This window comes from Streptacidiphilus jiangxiensis (assembly GCF_900109465.1).
In the GTDB taxonomy this organism is placed as follows: domain Bacteria; phylum Actinomycetota; class Actinomycetes; order Streptomycetales; family Streptomycetaceae; genus Streptacidiphilus; species Streptacidiphilus jiangxiensis.
In genome coordinates this window covers 349,574-370,048 of the sequence record NZ_FOAZ01000004.1, presented here as the reverse complement: position 1 = coordinate 370,048, position 20,475 = coordinate 349,574, and the positions used below count along the sequence as shown (strand labels likewise).

21 protein-coding genes and 1 riboswitch are annotated in these 20,475 nt (G+C 70.7%); of the genes, 9 read left to right on the top strand and 12 right to left on the bottom strand.

Annotation, left to right across the window (positions count from 1 at the left end):
• Positions 1 to 45: 45 nt before the first annotated feature.
• Positions 46 to 2,970 (bottom strand): excinuclease ABC subunit UvrA, encoded by a 2,925-nt coding sequence (uvrA, locus tag BMY61_RS10570; protein WP_042441576.1) that lies wholly within the window; start codon positions 2,968 to 2,970, stop codon positions 46 to 48.
• Between the two features lie 216 nt (positions 2,971 to 3,186).
• Between uvrA and BMY61_RS10565 the strand changes: the two genes are divergently transcribed.
• From BMY61_RS10565 to BMY61_RS10545, 5 genes are all read left to right on the top strand, one after another.
• On the top strand, positions 3,187 to 3,975 hold the full coding sequence (locus BMY61_RS10565; RefSeq protein WP_042441578.1) for a maleylpyruvate isomerase family mycothiol-dependent enzyme: 789 nt from the start codon (positions 3,187 to 3,189) through the stop codon (positions 3,973 to 3,975).
• Positions 3,976 to 3,979: 4 nt separating this feature from the next.
• A complete protein-coding gene (locus tag BMY61_RS10560; protein ID WP_042441580.1) occupies positions 3,980 to 4,633 on the top strand; it encodes an MBL fold metallo-hydrolase in 654 nt (217 codons plus the stop codon).
• Entirely contained in the window at positions 4,630 to 4,854 is a 225-nt protein-coding gene (locus BMY61_RS10555; RefSeq protein WP_143094261.1) for a hypothetical protein, read from the top strand. The genes BMY61_RS10560 and BMY61_RS10555 overlap by 4 nt, the downstream gene beginning before the upstream one ends.
• Positions 4,855 to 4,911: 57 nt before the next feature.
• A complete protein-coding gene (locus BMY61_RS10550) occupies positions 4,912 to 5,490 on the top strand; it encodes a tetratricopeptide repeat protein (RefSeq protein WP_042441584.1) in 579 nt (192 codons plus the stop codon).
• A gap of 64 nt (positions 5,491 to 5,554) precedes the next feature.
• A complete protein-coding gene (locus BMY61_RS10545; protein ID WP_042441586.1) occupies positions 5,555 to 6,502 on the top strand; it encodes a tetratricopeptide repeat protein in 948 nt (315 codons plus the stop codon).
• A gap of 11 nt (positions 6,503 to 6,513) precedes the next feature.
• Here the strand turns inward: BMY61_RS10545 and BMY61_RS10540 are convergent, their stop codons facing one another.
• Positions 6,514 to 8,004, bottom strand: coding sequence for a sensor histidine kinase (locus BMY61_RS10540; RefSeq protein WP_063773138.1), 1,491 nt, complete (start codon positions 8,002 to 8,004; stop codon positions 6,514 to 6,516).
• Positions 7,997 to 8,740 (bottom strand): response regulator transcription factor, encoded by a 744-nt coding sequence (locus BMY61_RS10535; protein ID WP_042441588.1) that lies wholly within the window; start codon positions 8,738 to 8,740, stop codon positions 7,997 to 7,999. The genes BMY61_RS10540 and BMY61_RS10535 overlap by 8 nt, the downstream gene beginning before the upstream one ends.
• A 208-nt stretch (positions 8,741 to 8,948) precedes the next feature.
• Between BMY61_RS10535 and BMY61_RS10530 the strand changes: the two genes are divergently transcribed.
• Positions 8,949 to 10,331, top strand: a complete 1,383-nt coding sequence (locus tag BMY61_RS10530) for a ferredoxin reductase family protein (RefSeq protein ID WP_042441590.1) — start codon at positions 8,949 to 8,951, stop codon at positions 10,329 to 10,331.
• On the opposite strand, the gene BMY61_RS48600 is transcribed toward BMY61_RS10530, so the two are convergent.
• Positions 10,321 to 10,686, bottom strand: coding sequence for a hypothetical protein (locus tag BMY61_RS48600; protein ID WP_342342521.1), 366 nt, complete (start codon positions 10,684 to 10,686; stop codon positions 10,321 to 10,323). The genes BMY61_RS10530 and BMY61_RS48600 overlap by 11 nt on opposite strands.
• Here BMY61_RS48600 and BMY61_RS48595 point away from each other — a divergent pair.
• Positions 10,679 to 10,933 carry an FMN-binding protein gene (locus BMY61_RS48595; RefSeq protein WP_342342520.1) on the top strand — a complete coding sequence of 85 codons (255 nt, stop codon included), beginning with the start codon at positions 10,679 to 10,681 and terminating at the stop codon, positions 10,931 to 10,933. The genes BMY61_RS48600 and BMY61_RS48595 overlap by 8 nt on opposite strands.
• A gap of 23 nt (positions 10,934 to 10,956) precedes the next feature.
• Positions 10,957 to 11,679 carry an FAD:protein FMN transferase gene (locus tag BMY61_RS10520; RefSeq protein ID WP_075003851.1) on the top strand — a complete coding sequence of 241 codons (723 nt, stop codon included), beginning with the start codon at positions 10,957 to 10,959 and terminating at the stop codon, positions 11,677 to 11,679.
• 89 nt (positions 11,680 to 11,768) lie between these two features.
• On the opposite strand, the gene BMY61_RS10515 is transcribed toward BMY61_RS10520, so the two are convergent.
• Positions 11,769 to 11,972 carry a cold-shock protein gene (locus BMY61_RS10515; protein WP_042441593.1) on the bottom strand — a complete coding sequence of 68 codons (204 nt, stop codon included), beginning with the start codon at positions 11,970 to 11,972 and terminating at the stop codon, positions 11,769 to 11,771.
• A 283-nt stretch (positions 11,973 to 12,255) separates the two neighbouring features.
• Between BMY61_RS10515 and BMY61_RS10510 the strand changes: the two genes are divergently transcribed.
• On the top strand, positions 12,256 to 12,462 hold the full coding sequence (locus BMY61_RS10510; protein WP_042441595.1) for a cold-shock protein: 207 nt from the start codon (positions 12,256 to 12,258) through the stop codon (positions 12,460 to 12,462).
• A gap of 266 nt (positions 12,463 to 12,728) precedes the next feature.
• Here BMY61_RS10510 and BMY61_RS10505 read toward each other — a convergent pair whose 3' ends face one another.
• From BMY61_RS10505 to uvrB, 7 genes are all read right to left on the bottom strand, one after another.
• Positions 12,729 to 13,466 (bottom strand): ABC transporter permease, encoded by a 738-nt coding sequence (locus tag BMY61_RS10505; RefSeq protein ID WP_042441596.1) that lies wholly within the window; start codon positions 13,464 to 13,466, stop codon positions 12,729 to 12,731.
• The gene (locus tag BMY61_RS10500; RefSeq protein ID WP_042441598.1) at positions 13,463 to 14,188 is read right to left on the bottom strand and encodes an ABC transporter ATP-binding protein; all 726 of its coding nucleotides are present in this window, start codon (positions 14,186 to 14,188) and stop codon (positions 13,463 to 13,465) included. Before BMY61_RS10500 ends, BMY61_RS10505 begins: the two co-directional genes overlap by 4 nt.
• Before the next feature lie 63 nt (positions 14,189 to 14,251).
• Positions 14,252 to 14,866 carry a TetR/AcrR family transcriptional regulator gene (locus BMY61_RS10495; RefSeq protein ID WP_042441600.1) on the bottom strand — a complete coding sequence of 205 codons (615 nt, stop codon included), beginning with the start codon at positions 14,864 to 14,866 and terminating at the stop codon, positions 14,252 to 14,254.
• Positions 14,863 to 15,870: a TerC family protein gene (locus BMY61_RS10490; RefSeq protein ID WP_042441602.1), complete on the bottom strand. Its 1,008-nt coding sequence runs from the start codon at positions 15,868 to 15,870 to the stop codon at positions 14,863 to 14,865. Before BMY61_RS10490 ends, BMY61_RS10495 begins: the two co-directional genes overlap by 4 nt.
• A gap of 177 nt (positions 15,871 to 16,047) precedes the next feature.
• Positions 16,048 to 17,232, bottom strand: a complete 1,185-nt coding sequence (locus BMY61_RS48330; RefSeq protein ID WP_082014634.1) for a glycoside hydrolase family 16 protein — start codon at positions 17,230 to 17,232, stop codon at positions 16,048 to 16,050.
• Between the two features lie 4 nt (positions 17,233 to 17,236).
• Positions 17,237 to 17,393: riboswitch (cyclic di-AMP (ydaO/yuaA leader) on the bottom strand.
• 139 nt (positions 17,394 to 17,532) lie between these two features.
• Positions 17,533 to 18,120, bottom strand: a complete 588-nt coding sequence (locus tag BMY61_RS10480) for a TerD family protein (protein WP_042441604.1) — start codon at positions 18,118 to 18,120, stop codon at positions 17,533 to 17,535.
• Positions 18,121 to 18,243: 123 nt separating this feature from the next.
• Positions 18,244 to 20,322 carry an excinuclease ABC subunit UvrB gene (gene uvrB, locus BMY61_RS10475; protein WP_174514455.1) on the bottom strand — a complete coding sequence of 693 codons (2,079 nt, stop codon included), beginning with the start codon at positions 20,320 to 20,322 and terminating at the stop codon, positions 18,244 to 18,246.
• Positions 20,323 to 20,475: the final 153 nt, after the last annotated feature.

The following is a 20,475-nucleotide window of genomic DNA, read 5'->3' as shown; positions in this document are numbered from 1 at the left end:
CCGCCGTCAACCTTAGGCGCCGTCCCTGTGAGCGGGCTCAGCGGCCTACTTCTTCGCCGCCGCGGCCGTCGCGGCCTTCTTCCGCGCCGCGGGCTTCTTGCGGGGCTTGGGAACGGAGTCGAAGACCCGCTCCTCGCCGAGGATGTCGCGCAGGAACTTGCCGGTGTGGCTCTCGCCCACCGCCGCGACCTCCTCCGGCGTGCCCTCGGCGACGACCATGCCGCCGCCGGAGCCACCCTCGGGGCCCATGTCGATGACCCAGTCCGCGGTCTTGATCACATCGAGGTTGTGCTCGATGACGATGACCGTGTTGCCCTTGTCGACCAGGCCCGTCAGCATCTTGATCAGCTTGCTGATGTCCTCGAAGTGCAGACCCGTGGTGGGCTCGTCCAGGACGTAGATGGTCCGGCCGTTGCTGCGCTTCTGCAGCTCGGAGGCGAGCTTGACGCGCTGCGCCTCACCGCCGGAGAGCGTCGTCGCGGACTGGCCGAGACGGACGTACCCGAGACCGACCTCGGAGAGGGTCTTCAGGTAGCGCGCGATCGCCGGGACGGCCTCGAAGAAGCTCAGCGCCTCCTCGATCGGCATGTCCAGGACCTCGGCGATGGACTTGCCCTTGTAGTGGACGTCCAGTGTCTCCCGGTTGTAGCGGGCGCCGTGGCAGACCTCGCAGGGGACGTAGACGTCCGGCAGGAAGTTCATCTCGATCTTGATCGTGCCGTCGCCCGCGCAGTTCTCGCAGCGGCCACCCTTGACGTTGAAGGAGAAGCGACCGGGCAGGTAGCCGCGGATCTTCGCCTCCGTCGTCTCGGCGAAGAGCTTGCGCACGTGGTCGAAGACGCCCGTGTACGTGGCCGGGTTGGACCGCGGGGTGCGACCGATCGGCGACTGGTCGACGTGGACGACCTTGTCGACCAGATCCGTGCCCGTGACGCGGGTGTGGCGGCCCGGCACGCTGCGCGCGCCGTTCAGCTCGCGCGCCAGGTGCGTGTAGAGGATGTCGTTGACCAGCGTCGACTTGCCGGAGCCGGAGACACCCGTGACGGCCGTGAAGAGACCGAGCGGGAAGGAGACGTCGACGTCGCGCAGGTTGTGCTCACGCGCGCCGTGGACCGTGATCTGCCGCTTGGTGTCCAGCGGACGGCGCACCTCGGGCAGCGGGATCGCCCTGCGGCCCGACAGGTAGGCGCCGGTCAGCGACTCCTTGTTCTTCAGCAGGCCCTCGCGGGAGCCGGAGTGGACGACCCGGCCGCCGTGCTCGCCCGCGCCGGGGCCGATGTCGACGACCCAGTCGGCGGTGCGGATGGTGTCCTCGTCGTGCTCGACGACGATCAGGGTGTTGCCGAGGTCGCGCAGGCGGACCAAGGTCTCGATCAGGCGGTGGTTGTCGCGCTGGTGCAGCCCGATGGACGGCTCGTCCAGCACGTACAGCACGCCGACCAGACCGGAGCCGATCTGCGTGGCCAGGCGGATGCGCTGCGCCTCACCACCGGAGAGCGTGCCGGCGGCGCGGTCGAGCGAGAGGTAGTCCAGGCCGACGTCGACCAGGAACTTCAGCCGCTCGTTGACCTCCTTGAGCACGCGCTCGGCGATCGTCTTCTCGCGGTCGTTCAGCTCCATGCCGCCGAGGAACTCGGCGCAGTCCGCGATGGACATGGACGACACGTCGGAGATCGACTTGCCGGACATCCGGACCGCGAGGACGACCGGCTTGAGGCGCGCGCCGTGACAGGCCGGGCAGGCCGTCTCGCGCATATAACCCTCGAAGCGCTCGCGGGCGCTGTCACTCTCCGCGTCCGCGTGGCGGCGCTGCACGAACGGGACCGCGCCCTCGAAGCCCGTGGTGTAGGAGCGCTCGCGGCCGTACCGGTTGGTGAAGGTGACCTCGATCTCCGTCTTGTGCCCGAACAGCAGCGCCTTCTTGGCGCGCGCCGGCAGGCCCGCCCACGGGATGTCGGTCCGGAAGCCGAGCTCCTTGCCCAGCGCCTTGATCAGGCGCAGGTGGTAGTCCTTGATGTGGCCGTGCGACCAGGGGTGGAGGGCGCCCTCGTCGAGGGTCTTCTCCTCGTCGGGGACGATCAGCTCCGGGTCGACCTCCATGCGGGTGCCGATGCCGGTGCACTCCGGGCAGGCGCCGAAGGGCGAGTTGAAGGAGAAGGAGCGCGGCTCCAGCTCCTCGAAGGACAGGTCGTCGTAGACGCAGTAGAGGTGCTCGGAGTACATGCGCTCGCGCTCCGGGTCGTCCTCGGGGAGGTCGACGAAGTCGAGCACGACCGTGCCGCCGGAGAGGACGAGCGCGGTCTCGACGGAATCGGTCAGGCGGCGCTGGGCGCTCTTCTTGACGGTGAGGCGGTCGACGACCACCTCGATGGTGTGCTTCTCCTGCTTCTTGAGCGTCGGCGGCTCGGTCAGCTGGATCGTCTGCCCGTCCACCCGGGCGCGGGAGAAGCCCTTGGTCTGGAGGTCGGCGAAGAGGTCGACGAACTCGCCCTTGCGGCCCTTGACCAGCGGCGACAGCAGCTGGAACCGGGTGCCCTCGGGGAGCTCCAGCACCTTGTCGACGATCTGCTGCGGCGACTGCCGGGCGATCGGGCGGCCACACTCGGGACAGTGCGGGTGGCCGATGCGGGCGAAGAGGAGGCGGAGGTAGTCGTAGACCTCCGTGATCGTGCCGACCGTCGAGCGAGGGTTGCGCGAGGTCGACTTCTGGTCGATCGAGACGGCCGGGGAGAGGCCCTCGATGAAGTCCACGTCGGGCTTGTCCATCTGCCCGAGGAACTGGCGGGCGTAGGAGGACAGCGACTCGACGTAGCGCCGCTGGCCCTCGGCGAAGATCGTGTCGAAGGCGAGGGAGGACTTGCCGGAGCCCGAGAGGCCGGTGAAGACGATGAGGGAGTCACGCGGCAGGTCCAGCGAGACGTTCTTGAGGTTGTGCTCGCGAGCACCGCGGACGATGAGGCGGTCTGCCACGCTACTGCGCCCTTCAAAAGCGGGATGAACGGACGGGAACCACTAAATGAGTATCGATAGTCAAGAGTAATGGGATCACGTGTTCGATTTTTCAGGCAATCGACCGTGTTCGCCCGATCGGGTGAAACGCTAGCGCGTGGAACGCTCCGCTCGTGGGAACGACGGACAAGTGCTCCGCGTAACGACCGAACCGGCTACGGCTATGGGGGACATCCTTTGAGCATCGCACCCACCACTGACATTCCCGTCCTGGCCGCCGCGACCTCGCGCCTGCTGGCGACCGTGGACGCCATGCGCGAGGAGCAGCTCGCCGAGCCGTCGCTGCTCCCGGGCTGGACCCGCGGCCACGTCCTGGCCCACCTCGCCCGCAACGCGGACGGGCTCACCAACCTGCTGACCGGCGCGCGCACCGGCGTGCCCACCCCCATGTACCCGAGCCTCGAGGCCCGCGAGCACGACATCCAGGCGGGCGCGAAGCGCACCCTCGCCGAGCACGCGGCCGATCTGCGCGCAAGCGCGGCCCGCTTCGACGCGGCGGCGGCCGCGATGCCGGACGCCGCGTGGGCGGTCGACGTCCCGCACCGCCTCGGCTCGTTCCCCGCGCACGAGGTGGTCGCCAGGCGGATCGAGGAGGTCGAGTACCACCACGTCGACCTCGGCCTGCAGGACGCCTGCGCCCCGGGCGACTGGCCGGAGGCGTTCGTGCGGCAGCAGCTGGCGCGCGTCAGCGCGAGGTTCGCCGGCCGCGAGGGGCTGCCGAGCCTCTGCCTGGTCGACACCGACTTCCCGGCCGACGAGGAGAACGAGCCGGACCCCCGGTCCGTCCACGACACGGGCGCGCCGAGGCCCTCGGGCACCCCCGACGTGACCGTGATCGGCCCCGGGTCCGCGCTGCTGGCCTGGCTCACCGGACGCTCCGACGGCGGCGGCCTCGACGTGCTGATCGGCCGCGCGCAGGCGCAGGACCCGAAGGCGGCCCTGCCGGCGCTCCCGCCGCTAGGCTGATCCCATGAGCTACCACGGAGCGGTGAAGGTCGGCGGGACGCCCGACGTCCGGGAGTTGGCGCATCTGGTGATCACCAAGGTCGCCGTCGGGCCCATGAACAACAACGCCTACCTGCTGCGCTGCCGCGCCACCGACGAGCAGCTGCTGATCGACGCCGCCGCGGACGCGCCCGTCCTGCTGGAGACCGTCGGCGACAGCCTTGCCACCGTGGTCACCACGCACCGGCACCAGGACCACTGGAGCGCCCTCGCCGACGTCGTCCGCGCCACCGGTGCGCGGACGGCGGCCGGGCGGATCGACGCCGAGGGCATCCCCGTCCCGACGGACCTCCCGCTCGACGACGGCGACACGCTGAAGGTCGGCGAGGTCAGCCTCACCGTCCGGCACCTGGTCGGCCACACCCCCGGCGCGATCGTCCTGCTCTACGACGACCCCCAGGGCCACCCGCACCTGTTCACCGGTGACTGCCTCTTCCCCGGCGGGGTCGGCAACACCTGGGGCGATCCGGCGGCGTTCCGCAGCCTCTTCCACGACGTCACCACCAAGCTCTTCGCCCCGCTGCCGGACGAGACCTGGGTCTACCCCGGCCACGGCGACGACACCACCCTCGGCGCGGAGCGCCCGCACCTGGCCGAGTGGGAGGCCCGGGGCTGGTGAGCGACGCCACGAGCGCCCTCGCCAAGCTCGGCGCCCACCCGGGGCTCTGCCTCGGCTGCGCCCACCGGCTGCTGAACGAGACCCGCCGCGGCACCGCGTACCTGCGCTGCGGCGGCGCGGCATCGGACGACACCCTGCCGCGCTACCCGCGTCTGCCCGTGCGTGAATGTCACGGTTTCACTGCGGTGGAAGATCGGGCTCCGCAAGCTCTCGACAAGTGATCATCTCCTGTGCGAGATTTTCTCCCGCCTGCCCGTCCACGCCATTCCCCCGTTGCCGTGGACGGGCAGTGCTGTTCCCGGAGAGGTGAGGCATGGGACTGTTCGACCGACGACGCCGGGGCGCTCGGTGAGAGACACCCCCTGACCCTGGAGATCCGGCAGTTCCACGGCCGGGCCCTCGCTGACGAAGGCCGGAGCGAGGAGGCCATTCGCGAGTTCCGGACGGTAGCGGACGGGGCAGACGACTACAGGCAGGGGCGCATCGCCCGCTTCTACGCGCTCTCCTGCATCGCGGCGCAGCTCTGCATGATGGGCCGCGCCGAGGAGGCGGAGGCGCGGAAGTTCCTCGAAGAAGTCGACCGGATGCCGGTCGGGTTGCGGGTGTATCCGAGGCTGTCCGCGTTGAACTCCGTCGGCAAGGCGCTCGTCGACCAGGATCGCCCGGCCGAGGCTGAGGAGACCCTGCGCGCGGCACTGGCCGAATCGGCCACGAGCACCGTCCAGGTCGGCAACTTCCAACGCATCCTCGACGTCAACCTGGCGTCGGCCCTCACCGCCCAGGGTCGTCACACCGAGGCGCACCCCCGCGTCGTTCGCCTGCGGGCTCTGCTGGCCGAGACCTCGGTCGCGGCATAGGGGGCCCGAGGCGTCCCGAGTCACCTGGCACAATGGCGCGCCGGGAACCGAGGAGGGGTTGGGGATGGGGCGTTTCCAGGACTGGCGGGCGCGGCAGCGGTTGGCCTCGGACCTGGCCGCGAAGGCTTTGGGGACGCAGCCGTACTTCGCGTCCGGCCGCCAGGGGCAGATGGTGCACCCACTGCGCACCTGGCTGGACCAGGCCCTGGCCGGGCTGGGGCCCGAGCACGACGTGACGCTGGAGCTGCGCTACCGCCTCGCCGGGGCACTGCGCGCGACGGGCGCCGTCGCGGAGGCGAGCGAGCAGGCAGCGGCGGTCGTGGCGGAGAGGGAGCGGCTGGGGACGAGTCAGACCCTGCTGCAGGCCTGGGTGCTGTACGCCGGGACGCTGGACACCCTGGGCCGTCACGAGGAGTCCGCGCAGGCCTGGGTGGAGCTGGCCGAGCTCGCGGGGAACGGTGTCGACCAAGGCGCCCTCGTCCGGGTGACGCGCGCGCAGCGCGCGGCCGCGCTGTGCCACGCGGAGCGATTCGCCGAGGCCGAGACGGAGAGCCGCCTCCTCATCGACTCGGCCGCCAGCGTCGCGGGTGCCGCGGGCGTCGCGGTACGCCTGTCGGGACTGATCCTGCTCTCGGTCGCGCTGACCGGCCAGGGCCGCGCCGTCGAGGCGGAGTCGGCGGCCCGCCAGGGCCTGGTGATCGCCTCCGTCGAGGGCGGCGTCGCGGCGACGAGCAACGCCTACGTCCTCACGGTCAACCTGGCTTCCGCGCTGACCGCGCAGGGGCGCCATCAGGAAGCCCTCGACGTCCTCGCCGCGACGCCCCGGCCCCCGCACCTCACGGTCGAGACCGCGGCCGCCACGGCCGTCACCCAGGCCCGCGCCCTGCGCGCCCTCAACCGCCGCGACGAGGCCACCGCCGCTCTGCACGCCGTCCAGACGACCACGGAGCAGCTCTTCGGCCCGGACCACATCCGCGTCCGCGAACTCCGCGCGCTGCTCGCGCAGGCGTAGCAGCCGGCGCACTACACCGGCAGGACGACCTCGAAGACGGTGCGCCCCGGCTCGGAGTCGACGGTGACGGTGCCGCCGTGCGCGGTGGCCACGGCTTCGACGATGGAGAGGCCGAGGCCGGTCGAGCCGGTGGCGCGGGAGCGGGCGCGGTCGCCGCGGGTGAAACGTTCGAAGACGTGCGGGGTGAGGTCGGGCGGGATGCCCGGGCCGGTGTCGGAGACGGTCAGGCGGACCCGGTCCGGCGTGGCGCGCAGGGCGAGCGAGACGCGGGTGCCCGCGGGGGTGTGGACCCGGGCGTTGGCCAGGAGGTTCGCCACGACCTGGCGGAGGCGGTCGGCGTCGCCGGTGACGAGGACCGGCTCCTCGGGCAGCTCCAGCTGCCACCTGTGGTCGGGGCCGGCCGCGCGGGCGTCGGTGACGCAGTCGAGGGCGAGGCGGGTGACGTCGACCTCCTCGCGGGCCAGCGGACGGCCGGCGTCGAGGCGGGCGAGGAGCAGCAGGTCCTCGACGATGGCGCCCATCCGCTGCGACTCGGCTTCGATGCGGCGCAGCGAGTGCCGCACGGATTCCGGTGTCGGCTCGGGGCTGCGCAGCGCCAGCTCCGCGTGGCCGCGGATCGCGGCGACGGGGGTGCGCAGCTCGTGGCTGGCGTCGGCGGCGAAGCCGCGCAGGCGTTCCTCGACGGACTGGCGCTGGGCGAGGGCGTCCTCGACGTGACCCAGCATCAGGTTGAGGGCGAGGCCGACGCGTCCCACCTCGGTCTGCGGGTCGGCGTCGGGGACGCGTTCGCGCAGGGTGACCTCACCGCTGGCCAGCGGCAACGCGCTGACCTGTTCGGCGGTGCGGGTGACGCGCTCCAGGGGGCGCAGCGCGAGCCGCACCCAGAAGGTGCCGCCGGCCGCGGTGAGGGCGAAGAGTCCGGCGAAGACCAGGAGTTCGACCAGGAGCAGCCGGTGCACGGTGCCGTCGACCTGGGTCAGCGGCAGGCCGGTGACGAGGGTCTCCCCCTCGGCGCCGTGCTGGGCGACCAGGCGGTACTCCCCCAGCGCGCCCAGGTGCCGGGTGACCGGTCCGCCGCCGATCGGGAGGGCGGCGAGGACGGCCTGGGTGGTGGGGCCGAACGCGGGATGGTCGTCCGGGTCACCGCCGGCGCGGTCGTCGGCGTCCCCGTCGACCACGCCGGCGCCCGTGACGCGGCCGCCCTGGAGGGTGACGCCGAGGGTGCCGGTGGACTGGGCCCGGGTGTCGCCGTGCCGGACCGAATCCAGGCTGGCCGCGTACCGGCCGCCGGTCTCGGCGAGCTGCTGGTCGACCTTGGCGACGAGGAAGCTGTGCAGCTCGGAGACGGTGACCAGGCCCATGGCCGTGCTCGCGAGCGCGAGCAGAGCCAGGAGGCCGGCGACCAGACGTCCGCGCAGGGTGCGGGGCGGCCGGACGAACCAGCGGCGCCGGACGAACCAGCGACGCCGGGACTCCGGGCCGGGCGGGTGCTGCTCAGGCATGCGGGGCTTTGATCAGGTAGCCCGCGCCGCGCACGGTGTGGATCAGCGGTTCGCGGCCGTGGTCGACCTTCTTGCGCAGGTAGCTGATGTAGAGCTCGACGACGTGCGCCTGCCCGCCGAAGTCGTAGGACCAGACCGCGTCGAGGATCTGCGCCTTGCTCAGCACCCGGCGCGGGTGCCGCAGCAGGTAGCGCAGCAGCGCGTACTCGGTCGGGCTGAGGTCGATCAGCTCGCCGCCGCGGGTGACCTCGTGGGCGCGCTCGTCCAGCACGAGGTCGGCCAGAGTGAGCACGTCCTCGGTGTCGGCGGCCTCGTCCACCGCACCGGACGGCCCGGAGACGGGCTGGGCGCGCCGCAGCAGGCCGCGCAGCCGGACCACGACCTCGGCCAGGCTGAACGGCTTGGTCACGTAGTCGTCCCCGCCCGCCGAGATGCCGCCGATCCGGTCCTCGACCGCGTCCCGTGCGGTCAGGAAGAGCACCCGCACCTCCGGCCGTGCGGCATGGACGCGACGCAGCACTTCCAGACCGTCGAAGTCGGGGAGCATCATGTCCAGCACGATGGCGTCGGGCTGCCAGCGTGCGGCGAGCTCCACGGCCTCCGCGCCGTTGCCCGCGCCGCGGGTCTCCCAGCCCTCGTAGCGCAGCGCACCGCACAGCACCTCGACGAGATCCGGCTCGTCGTCGACGACGAGGATGCGCCGCGTGGGCGTGGACATGAGGGTCTCCTGGGACATGGGGCCATTCTGCTGCAGTCGAGTGAGCAGCCATGAGAAAGCAATGAGATCACTTCGCCCGCAGAAGCCCGCACGCCATCGCCCGACACGCTTCTGACCAGCAAGAACAGCGCCCGCTCGGCCTCTGATCGGGCTCTTACTCATAGGGAATTCTGAACCTGCGCTGTCAGGGTTACCGAAAACGTCCACCGTCCGGAGGGAGCAGCCGATGAGCGCCACCACGCAACAACACGCCGCACGGGCGGGCGCCCACCGCGGCGGCCCGCCCGGGTCCAGCCTGCCCGTGGACACCGTGCCGCGGCTGGTGCTGGCCGCCATCACCGTCGGGGCCCTGGCCGTCGTCGGCTTCTGGTGGAAGAACACGCTGGGCGTGGTGGGCCTGGACCAGTGGCTGACCAACGCGGGGCGGATCACCGGCCTGCTGGCCGGATTCACCGCGCCGGTCCTGCTGCTGCTGATGTCTCGCATCCCGCTGCTCGAGCGCGAGGTCGGCGCCGACCGGCTCGCCCGCTGGCACGCGATGGGCGGCCGCTACCTCGTCGGGCTGGTGAGCGCGCACATCGTCACGATCATCTGGGGCTACGCGCTGACGGCCCGGAAGAACGTGATCGGCGAGGGCGTCACCATGGTGCTGACCTACCCCGACATGCTGAAGGCGACCTTCGGCACGCTGCTGTTGCTCGCCACCGGCTTCTTCTCCGCCCGGGCCGCGCGCCGGCGCCTCGGCTACGAGACCTGGTACTACCTGCACCTGGCCACCTATCTGGCCGTCGCCCTGAGCTTCGCCCACCAGCTCAGCAACGGCGCCGACCTCGGGGAGGGCCCGGAGCGGCTGCTCTGGTACGGCCTGTACCTCGGCACTGCCGTCCTGCTGGGCTGGTTCCGGCTGGTGCGACCGTGGCGGTTCGACCGTCGCCACCAGCTGCGCGTGGCCGAGGTCCGCACTGAGGGTCCGGGCACCGTCTCGCTCTTCCTGACCGGCCGCCACCTAGACGAGCTCGGCGCCGAGCCGGGCCAGTTCTTCCGGCTGCAGTTCCTGGCCAAGGGACTGCGCCTCGCGGCCAACCCCTACTCGCTCTCGGCCCCGGCGACCCGCGACTACCTGCGCTTCACGGTCAAGGACCTGGGCGGGCACAGCGCCGCCGTGGCCCGCCTGGCGCCGGGAACCAAGGTCCGCGCCGAGGGCCCGTACGGGGCGTTCACCGCGCGACGTCGGCGCTCGCGACAGGTGCTGCTGCTGGCCGCCGGTGTCGGGATCACCCCGGTGCGCGCCCTGTTCGAGACCCTGCCGGCCAGGCGCGGCGACCTCACCCTGCTCTACCGGGCGAGCGCGGAGGAGGAGCTGCTCTTCCGGCGTGAGCTCACCGCGATCGCGGAGGCGCGCGGGGCGCGGCTGCAGTTCCTGGTGGGACGCCGCAGCGAGGTCGGCGACCCGATCCAGCCGCGCGTGCTGACCAGCCTGGTGCCCGGCCTGGTCGGCCACGACGTGTACGTCTGCGGGCCGGAGTCGTTCATGGAGCACGCCGTCACCGCGCTGCGCGCGGCGGGCGTGCCCCGGCACCGCATCCACCACGAGTCCTTCAGCTTCTGATCCCGTCCCTGCTCCCTCGGAGGCCTGCCATGCGCCGCGCCATCGTCACCACCACCGCCACGGCGGCCGGCGTCGTCCTGCTGCTGTCACTCAAGCCGCACGGCACCGCGTCGGCCTCGTCCCAGGCGCCGGTCATCAGCTCCGGCAGCGACACGAGCAGCAGCTCCGGCGGCAACGCGGCGGCCGACTCGGGCTCCTCGTCGACCTCGACCTCGTCCGGCTCGGGCTCGTCCGGCTCGACCTCGTCGGGCTCGTCGGGCTCGTCGAAGGGGGGCAGCACGCCGTCCGCCAAGGCGAGCTCGGGGACCTCGGGCACGACGAAGACCGGCAGCTGGACCGGTGACGCGGTGGACACCCGCTACGGCCCGGTCCAGGTCCGGATCGACGTGAGCGGCGGCAGGATCAGCAAGATCGACGTGCTGCAGTACCCCAACGGGATGCAGCGGGACCAGGACATCAACAGCTACGCGTTGCCCGTCCTCAACCAGGAGGCGCTGGCCGCCCAGAGCGCGCAGATCGACGCGGTCTCCGGCGCCACCTACACCAGCGACGGCTACACGCAGTCGCTGCAGAGCGCCCTCGACCGGGCCGGACTCAAGTGATCACCAGGCACGCCGAGCACGTCATGGGCACGGTCTTCTCGTTCGTGGTCCGCGACCCGAGCCCGGCCGTGGACGAGGCGTTGCATGCGGCCGTCGCCCGGCTGCACGCGATCGACGCCCGCTTCTCGCCCTATCGGGCCGACAGCGAGGTGGGTCGGATCGCCCACGGTGAGGCGTGCGTCGACGACGCGAGCCCGGAGCTGGCCGAGGTGCTGGAGCGCTGCGCGGAGGTCGAGCAGCTGACCGACGGCTGGTTCAGCGCCTACCCCGAGGGGCGGCTCGACCCGAGCGGCTGGGTCAAGGGCTGGGCCGTGGAGCAAGCCTGCGCACTGCTGTGCGAGGCCGGCTCGACGGAGCACTGCGTCAACGGCGGCGGCGACGTGCAGTCGGTCGGCGGTCCCTGGCGGGTCGGCGTCGCCGATCCCTTCCGCCCCGGCTCGCTCGCGGCCGTGCTGGCCGGGCGGGACCTGGTCGTCGCCACCTCCGGTACTGCGGAGCGCGGCGCGCACATCCTGGACCCGCGCACCGGCGAGTCGGCAGCCGGCCTGCTCTCCTTGACGCTGGTCTCCTCCGGCCCGGCGCGCCTGGCGCGGACCGACGCGTTCGCCACCGCCGCGTTCGCGATGGGCCCGGAACAGGGCCTGGCCTGGGTCGAACGGCAGCCGAGCCTGGAGGCGCTGGCGATCCTCCCCGACCCGGCCGCGCCCAAGCGCGCGACCAGCGAGTTCCTGCGGTTCTCGGTCTGAAGGACGGGCTTCGCGCAGCGGAGGGCGGGAACGACGACGCCCCACGGCGGACAAACCGCTGTGGGGCGTCGTGCGTGAGCCGGGTGCCGTCAGATGACGGTGATGTTCTCGGCCTGCGGGCCCTTCTGGCCCTGCGTGACGTCGAACTCGACCTTCTGGCCCTCCAGCAGCTCACGGAAGCCGGTGGAGTTGATGTTCGAGTAGTGAGCGAAGACGTCGGCGCCGCCGCCGTCCTGCTCGATGAAGCCGAAGCCCTTCTCGGCGTTGAACCACTTGACGGTACCGGTCGCCATGATCTGTATTTCTCCACTCATTCTGCGGTGATGCAAGCCATGACGGTACACGGTTCTCGATCAACGGACCACGAAGTTCGCGGTACGCCACGCCGAAGAGTGACGTGAACCAGATCCTGTAGTCTTGAATCAGTTGCAGTCGTGGTTCCCTAAGCTTCACCGCCCGTGGTCGCGATCACGGGCGTTCGTGCTTTCTGAGGTCTCTCCGACCAGGGTGATCATTCCGGCGACTCGGCTGCGCGCTTCTGCTGCGGCCGACCAACTCTGGAGAATGGGGATTCCTATGGCCACCGGTACCGTGAAGTGGTTCAACGCCGAGAAGGGCTACGGCTTCATCGAGCAGGACGGCGGCGGCGCCGACGTCTTCGCCCACTACTCGAACATCAGCTCGCAGGGCTACCGTGAGCTCTTCGAGGGCCAGAAGGTCGAGTTCGACGTCACGCAGGGCCCGAAGGGCCCGCAGGCCGAGAACATCGTCCCGCAGAGCTGACCTCAGCCTCAGCAGCACGAATCAGCGCCCCGCACCGGCCTGCCCGGTGCGGGGCGCTGATGTTTCGCCGCAGGCGGCGGTCACGGCTTGGACCGGCCCTCGTCGGGGAACTTCAAGCCACCCATCATGAAGACCAGCAGGCCCGTGCAGATGGCGATGACGGCGATCGAGAATCCGATCATCGCAAGGATCATCATGTTTCGCCCCTTTCGTCCCTCGAGTCTCTTCGGACCTTAGGACAATCCGGACAAGGGGGCCAGTCCTGATCAGGCCGTTCGGCGGCGCAGCGTGGCCGCGCCGAGAGCGAGCGCCAGCAGAGTGCAGCCCAGCACCACGGCCAGATCGACGGCGAGCGCACCGCTGAACCCGCTCTGCGAGGTGATCCTGTTCATCGCGTCGACGGCATAGCTGAGCGGCAGCACGTCCGAGATCGCGTGCAACCAGTCGGCCATGGTGTCGCGCGGCGTGAACAGCCCGCAGAGCAGCAGTTGGGGCAGCAGGAACGCCGGCATGAACTGCACGGCCTGGAACTCGGTCGCGGCGAAGGCCGAGACGAAGAGCCCGAGGGCCATCCCCAGCAGCCCGTCCGCCACGGCGACGGCGAGCAGCGCCCAGCTCGGCCCGGTGACGCTCAGCCCGAGCACCCCCACCGTCAGCCCGAAGGCCAGCACTCCCTGCACCAACGCCACCAGTCCGAACGCGAGCGCGTAGCCGAGCAGCAGGTCCATCCTGCCGAGCGGCATCGTCAGCAGCCGCTCCAGCGTGCCGGTGGTCCGCTCGCGCAGCGTGGCGACCGCGGTGACCAGGAACATCACGATCATCGGGAAGATCCCGAGCAGCGGCGCGCCGAGGCTGTCGAAGACCTCGGGCCGCCCGTCGAAGGCGTACTTGAGCAGCACGATCAGCAGACACGGGACGAGCAGCAGCATGGCGACCGTGCGCGGGTCGCTGCGCAGCTGGAGCAGGACGCGGCGGGCGGTGGCGAGGGTGCGGTGCGGGTTCATCGCGCCCCCTCCCCGGCCACGAGCGCGAGGAAGGCGGCCTCGATGTCGGCGGCTCCTGTCGCGTCGAGCAGCGCCTGCGGGGTGTCGTGGGCGAGCAGCCGCCCCTCGCGCATCAGCAGCAGCGCGGTGCAGCGCGCGGCCTCGTCCATGACGTGACTGGAGACGATCAATGTCGCGCCACCGGCGGCGAGTCGGTGGAACAGCTGCCACAGCTCCTGGCGGAGCACCGGGTCCAGCCCGACGGTCGGCTCGTCCAGCACCAGCAGCTCGGGCGCTCCGAGCAGCGCCGCCGCCAGGGAGACGCGGGCGCGCTGCCCACCGGAGAGCTGTCCGACGAGGTCCTTGGCGTGCTCCCGCAGGCCGACCTCCTCGAGCACCCGCTCCGGGTCGGCCTTCGGCGCGCCGAGCACCTCGGCGAAGTACCGCAGGTTCGCGAGCACCGACAGGTCCGCGTAGACGGACGGCGCCTGCGTCACGTACCCGACCCTGTCCCGCAGGGCCGGCGCCCCCGCCGGCAGGCCCAGCACGCGCACCTCCCCGGCCTCGATGCGCTGCACCCCGACGACGCTGCGCAGCAGGGTCGTCTTCCCGCACCCGCTCGGACCCAGCAGGCCCGTCACCGATCCCCGCTCGACGACCAGATCGATCCCGTCCAGCACCGGCCTGCCACCCCGCGTGACGCGCAACCCGCGCACGTCGACGGCGGGAGTTGAATTCACCATGCGTTGAGTTTCGTGCCGAGCAAGGCTTCCCGTCAAGGCTCCCCTGGAGGGTGCAGGCACCTGTCAGTTGCCCAGATAACCCTGGAGGGTCGCGCCCAGAAAGGGGACGAGTTCGTCCGCCGTCGCGGACGCGATCGGCTCGGCACGGATCACGTAACGAGCCACCGCCAGGCCGATGATCTGCGAGAGGACCAGCTCCGCCCGCAGCTCGGCCTGGTCGCCGCCCAGCTCCGCGGCCAGGCGGACGATGAGCTCGCCGACCATGAACTCGCGCAGGACCTGCGCGATCTGCTCGCTGCCCACCGCGGTGCGCAGCACGGCGAGGAGGCGGTCGAGCACCTCCGGCTGCTCCCAGAGGGCGAGAACGAAGCGCGCCAGCCGCTCGCCCCGCTCCGACGGCTCGCCGGAGAGGACCAGTTGGACCACCTGGCCGGGCTCGATCGGGAAGTCCAGCGCCGCGAGGAACAGTTGTTCCTTGCTGCCGAAGTAGTGGTGCAGCAGCGCCGCGTCCACCCCGGCCACCCGGGCGATGCCGCGCATGCTGCTCCTCTCGTAGCCGCGCGCGGCGAACTCCGAGCGGGCCGCCTCCAGGACCGCGCCACGGGTGTCCGCGCCGCCGGGCCGGCGGCCCGTGCGGCGCTGGGCCGGCTTCTTCGCGGTCTCTTCCGTCTCGCTCATGCCCCCATCCTCGCCGACGGAGTCGCGTCATCCTGCTGCCGACCCCTCTCCCGCGCCGCCGCGCGGCGCGAGGAGACCAGCGAGGTGACCGTGGTGACGGCCAGCACGCCGACCACGACGGCGAGCGAGAGCGGCGTGCCGATCTCCGGAGCGGCGTGGACGCCCGCCTCGTGGAGCGCGTGGAGCAGCAGCTTCACGCCGATGAAGCCGAGGATGACGGACAGGCCGTAGGAGAGGTGGACCAGGCGGTCCAGCAGGCCGCCGATGAGGAAGTACAGCTGGCGCAGGCCCATCAGCGCGAAGGCGTTGGCCGTGAAGACGATGTACGCGTCCTGGGTCAGGCCGAAGATCGCGGGGATCGAGTCCATCGCGAAGAGCACGTCGGTGGTCCCCAGGGCCAGGATCACCAGCAGCATCGGGGTGATCAGACGGCGGCCACCCTCGACGACGGTGAGCCGGGTGCCCCGGTAGCCGTCGGCGGTGGGGAAGCGGCGCTCAACGGCGCGCAGCAGCTTGCTCTCCTGGAACTCCTCGTCCTGGGAGCCCGCCCGGGCCTCCTTGATCAGCTTCCAGGCGGTCCAGATCAGGAACGCGCCGAAGAGGAAGAAGATCCACGAGAAGGAGGCGATCACGGCCGCACCGGCCGCGATGAAGACCGCCCGCAACACCAGCGCGATGAGCACGCCGATCATCAGCACCCGCTGCTGGTAGATCCGGGGAACAGCGAACTTCGCCATGATCAGCACGAAGACGAAGAGGTTGTCGACGCTGAGCGACTTCTCGGTGACGTAGCCGGCGAGGAACTGTCCGGCGGGCGCCGATCCGGAGTGCCACCACAGGAAACCGGCGAAGAGCCCGGCGAGGCCGATCCATATCGCGGACCAGACGGCGGCCTCGCGGACGGAGACCTCGTGGGGCTTGCGTCCGCCGACGAAGAAGTCGACGGCGATCAGGGCGGCGAGGACCACAATGGTGGTGACCCACATGGCGATGGAAACGTCCATGGACGTCCTTCCTCCGGCAGAAGCGACACGCGCTTCACTGCCGGAGGTCTCCTCCGCCCTGCCAGTGCCTGGCCGGGCCGACGCGCCCGGGAGGTGCCGTGGCACCGCCGTGATGACGGACGCGTCGTTTCAGGGAGTACTCCCCTCCGCTTACCCGACCAGGCTAACAAATCCCGCTCAGTGGTAGACGCGCAGGTAGTCGACCGCGAACGTGATCGGGGTGCTGCCGCTCGGGGCCGGGTGGTACTGACCGGCGGAGAGGGACAGGTTCAGGATCAGGTACGCGGACCAGTTCGCGCCCACGCCCGTGTTGTCCGAGTAGACCTTGACGCCGTTGATGTACCAGTCGACCGAGTTCGCGCCGTACTTGGTACCGATGGTGACCCAGCCGCCCGGCTTGATCGCGTTCGCGTCGGTGTAGTAGTCGTGCGCGGCGTTGACGTGGTTGGAGAGCTCCAGCAGGTTCGGGTTGTCCGGGTGGTACTCGAAGGAGTCGATCTCGCCGTTGCCGTTCTTCCAGGTCCACAGCGCCGGCCAGGCACCCTGCTGGCTCGGCAGCTTGACGCGGGCCTCGACGTAGTCGCCGGTCTTGACCTGGAAGCCCTCCTGCGAACCCTCGGTGGTGAGCAGGCCCGTGGTCCAGGCCTGCTGGCCGTTCTCCAGGGTGTGCGAGCTGGGCTGCGCGGTGAAGGTGGCGACGCCGTTCGCGACGGAGACGTCGTTCGGGTCCAGCCAGTCGAGCTTGTTGTCGTTCGGGTTGTGGTTCCCGTACTGGTACGACGTCGTGGTGCTGGAGACCCAGCGGCTCGTGTTCAGCGAGTTGAACTCGTCCGACCAGATGGGCGTGGTGGAGGAGGCGACGCCCGCCGGGATGGAGCCGGTGGCGGCCGGGGTCGACGGGGAGGGCGTCGGCGTGGACGTCGGCGTCGGCGTCGGAGCGGGCGTCGGCTTGGCGGAGGAGCCCCCGACCGTCAGCGTCTTCGAGGCCAGGTTGTGCCAGGTGCCGGCGGTGTCCAGGTACGCACCGAACATGGTGTAGCTGCCGGCCGGGAACTGACGGGAGGCGGTGAGGGTCAGGCCGCCGGAGCAGACGCGCGCGTTGCTGCGCCACTGCGGGAAGTCCAGGTTGTGGCCGGCCGCGTCGCGGACGGCCACGCCCAGGGAACGGAAGGTCACGCAGGAGCTCGACGTGACCGTCAGCTTCGCGGTGGTGCCGGAGGCGGTGGTGGTCGCGGTCAGGCCGGTCTCGGTGACGCGGGGCGTCGCGGCCTGGGCCTGGGTGGCGGCGACGCCACCGAGCAGCAGGGCGGGTGCGGCGCTGAGCGCGGCTATGCGGGCAGGGGTCGACAGGGTGCGGCGCATGGGGCGGGCCTCTCCGACGCCTGCGAGGTGAGCTGTCGGATTCGGACCGGAGAAGTGTGGCCCGGCCGCGCGGACGCGGCTTCACCCCGAGCCCCGACCCGGAAAAGGGCAGGGGCGGCTTACCTGTGGTTCCCCCGCTCCGGCCCTGGTGACTCGTCGTTTCCCGGCGTCGAGGGGCTGGACTCGGCGTGCCCGATGCCGGCGTCCGTCGGCTGTGGGGACGGACCCCCGCACATTAGGCAGATATAAAGATCGACTCCAAACATTCGTCCCGTGAAGAGACTTCTCTCACACCAGGCCTCAGAGGTACTGCTCGATCACCGGGAGCATGTCCCGAAAGGTGCGCCCCTGGGCGGGCACCCCGATCGCGGTGAGCTGCCAGGCGCCGTCCTCGTCGCGGTCCACCTTCGCCATCACCTGGCCGCTGTGCTCCCCGCCGCCGCTCAGGGTGAACCGGGCCAGCTCCGCCCCGGATGCCTCGTCGACCAGTCGGCAGTGGAAGTGCTGCACCTCGGCGAAGCTCTGGCCGTTGTAGGAGTTCACCGTGAAGACGATCTGGGTGATCCGGGGCGGGATGCGTCCGAGATCCACCGTGATCGACTCGGTGTCCTCGGACTGCTCCGACGGGCCGGAGGTACCGACGCGCAGGTCCCCGGCGTGGCGCACCGACCCGTCGTTGCTGACCAGATGCCGGAAGAAGACCACGTCCGCCAGGGTGCCGCTGGCGTAGAGCACCGCGGAGGCGTCGAGATCCACCGCACGTCGGCGCGACGACCCGAAGAGCCGCTTGCGCGGCGCCCCCTGCCAGCCGAGCCCGAGCCGGATGACCGGCGGGCCCGACTGCCCCTCGAGACGGATGCGCTGGCCCGTGCTCAGACTCACCGACATGGCTCGGCCCTCCCCAATGGTGTCGGAACGCCCGCGGACCCTTGTCCGTTCCCTGTGCATCCTCTATCGAGCACCATAAGCGCTCGATGGGACCGGCGTACGGAGGAATCGGGCGTCGAACACTCAGGCCATTCCGGCTTCGCGCATCTGGCGCAACTCCTTCTTCAGTTCATTCACCTCGTCACGCAGACGCGCCGCCACCTCGAACTGCAATTCGGCCGCGGCATTGTGCATACGCTCCGTCAGTTCGGCGATCAGCTCGGCCAGCTCGGCGGCCGGAAGGCTCTTGGCCTCCTTGGCGTCGGCCTTCAGACCGAGCACCGGAACGGGCGCCTTCTGGCCCCGACCGCCCCCGCCGGACTGGCGGTAGCCGGTGCTGAGCAGCTCGGCGGTGTCCATGTCCTCGCGGGTGAGGGTGTCCAGGATGTCGCCGATCTTCTTGCGCAGCGGTTGCGGGTCGATGCCGTGATCGGTGTTGTACGCCTGCTGGATCGCGCGACGCCGGTTGGTCTCGGAGATCGCATGGTCCATGGCCGGGGTGATCCGGTCCGCGTACATGTGCACCTGGCCGGAGACGTTACGCGCGGCACGGCCGATCGTCTGGATCAGCGAGGTGGGCGACCGCAGGAAGCCCTCCTTGTCCGCGTCCAGGATCGCGACGAGCGAGACCTCGGGCAGGTCGAGGCCCTCACGGAGCAGGTTGATGCCGACCAGCACGTCGTAGTCGCCGGCGCGCAGCTGGCGCAGCAGCTCGACGCGGCGCAGCGTGTCGATGTCGCTGTGCAGGTACCGGACCCGGATGCCGAGCTCCAGGAGGTAGTCGGTGAGGTCCTCCGACATCTTCTTGGTCAGCGTGGTGACCAGGACGCGCTCGTCCTTCTCGGTGCGCTTGCGGATCTCGTGGACCAGGTCGTCGATCTGGCCCTCCGTCGGCTTGACGACGATCTCCGGGTCGATCAGGCCCGTCGGACGGATGATCTGCTCGACCTGGCCGTCGGAGCGGGAGAGCTCGTACTTGCCGGGGGTGGCGGAGAGGTAGACCGTCTGCCCGATGCGCTCGACGAACTCCTCCCACTTCAGCGGCCGGTTGTCCATCGCCGAGGGCAGCCGGAAGCCGTGCTCGACCAGGGACCGCTTGCGGGAGGCGTCGCCCTCGTACATCGCGCCGATCTGCGGCACGGTGACGTGGGACTCGTCGATGACGAGGAGGAAGTCCTCGGGGAAGAAGTCCATCAGGGTGTTCGGCGCGGTGCCGGCGGTGCGCCCGTCGATGTGGCGGGAGTAGTTCTCGATGCCGGAGCAGGTGCCGATCTGACGCATCATCTCGATGTCGTACGTGGTGCGCATGCGCAGCCGCTGGGCCTCCAGCAGCTTGCCCTGCTTCTCCATCCGGGCGAGCGTCTCCTCCAGCTCCGTCTCGATCCCGGCGATGGCGCGCTCCATGCGCTCCGGGCCGGCCACGTAGTGGGAGGCGGGGAAGACGTGGACCGACTCGTCCTCGCTGATGACCTCGCCCGTGAGCGGGTGCAGCGTGGAGAGCGCCTCGATCTCGTCGCCGAACATCTCGATCCGGATCGCGAGCTCCTCGTAGACCGGGAAGATCTCGATCGTGTCCCCACGCACCCGGAAGGTGCCGCGGGTGAAGGCGACGTCGTTGCGGTTGTACTGGATCTCGACGAAGCGACGCAGCAGCGCGTCCCGGTCGATCTCGTCGCCGACCTTGAGCTGGACCATCCGGTCCGCGTACTCCTGCGGCGTACCGAGGCCGTAGATGCAGGAGACGGAGGCGACCACGACGACGTCCCGCCGGGTGAGCAGCGAGTTGGTGGCCGAGTGGCGCAGCCGCTCGACCTCCTCGTTGATCGAGGAGTCCTTCTCGATGTAGGTGTCCGTCTGCGCGATGTACGCCTCGGGCTGGTAGTAGTCGTAGTACGAGACGAAGTACTCGACCGCGTTGTTGGGCAGCAGCTCGCGGAACTCGTTCGCCAGCTGGGCGGCGAGGGTCTTGTTCGGCGCCATGACGAGCGTGGGCCGCTGCAGCTTCTCGATCATCCACGCGGTGGTGGCGGACTTGCCGGTACCGGTGGCACCGAGCAGGACGACGTCCTTCTCGCCCGCGCGGACGCGGCGCTCCAGCTCCGCGATGGCGGCGGGCTGGTCGCCGTTGGGCTGGTAGGGACTGACGACCTCGAAGGGCGCCATGGACCGCTGAAGATCGGTGGTAGGCCTCACGCCACCAACCGTACGGCCCGGCACTGACAAACGGCCCCGAAATCGGGAGGCGCCGCCCGGGAGAGCGCCGGCGGCATCCCGACCGCAACGCCAGGGCCCGGCGCTGATCGCCTCCGGTGCCCA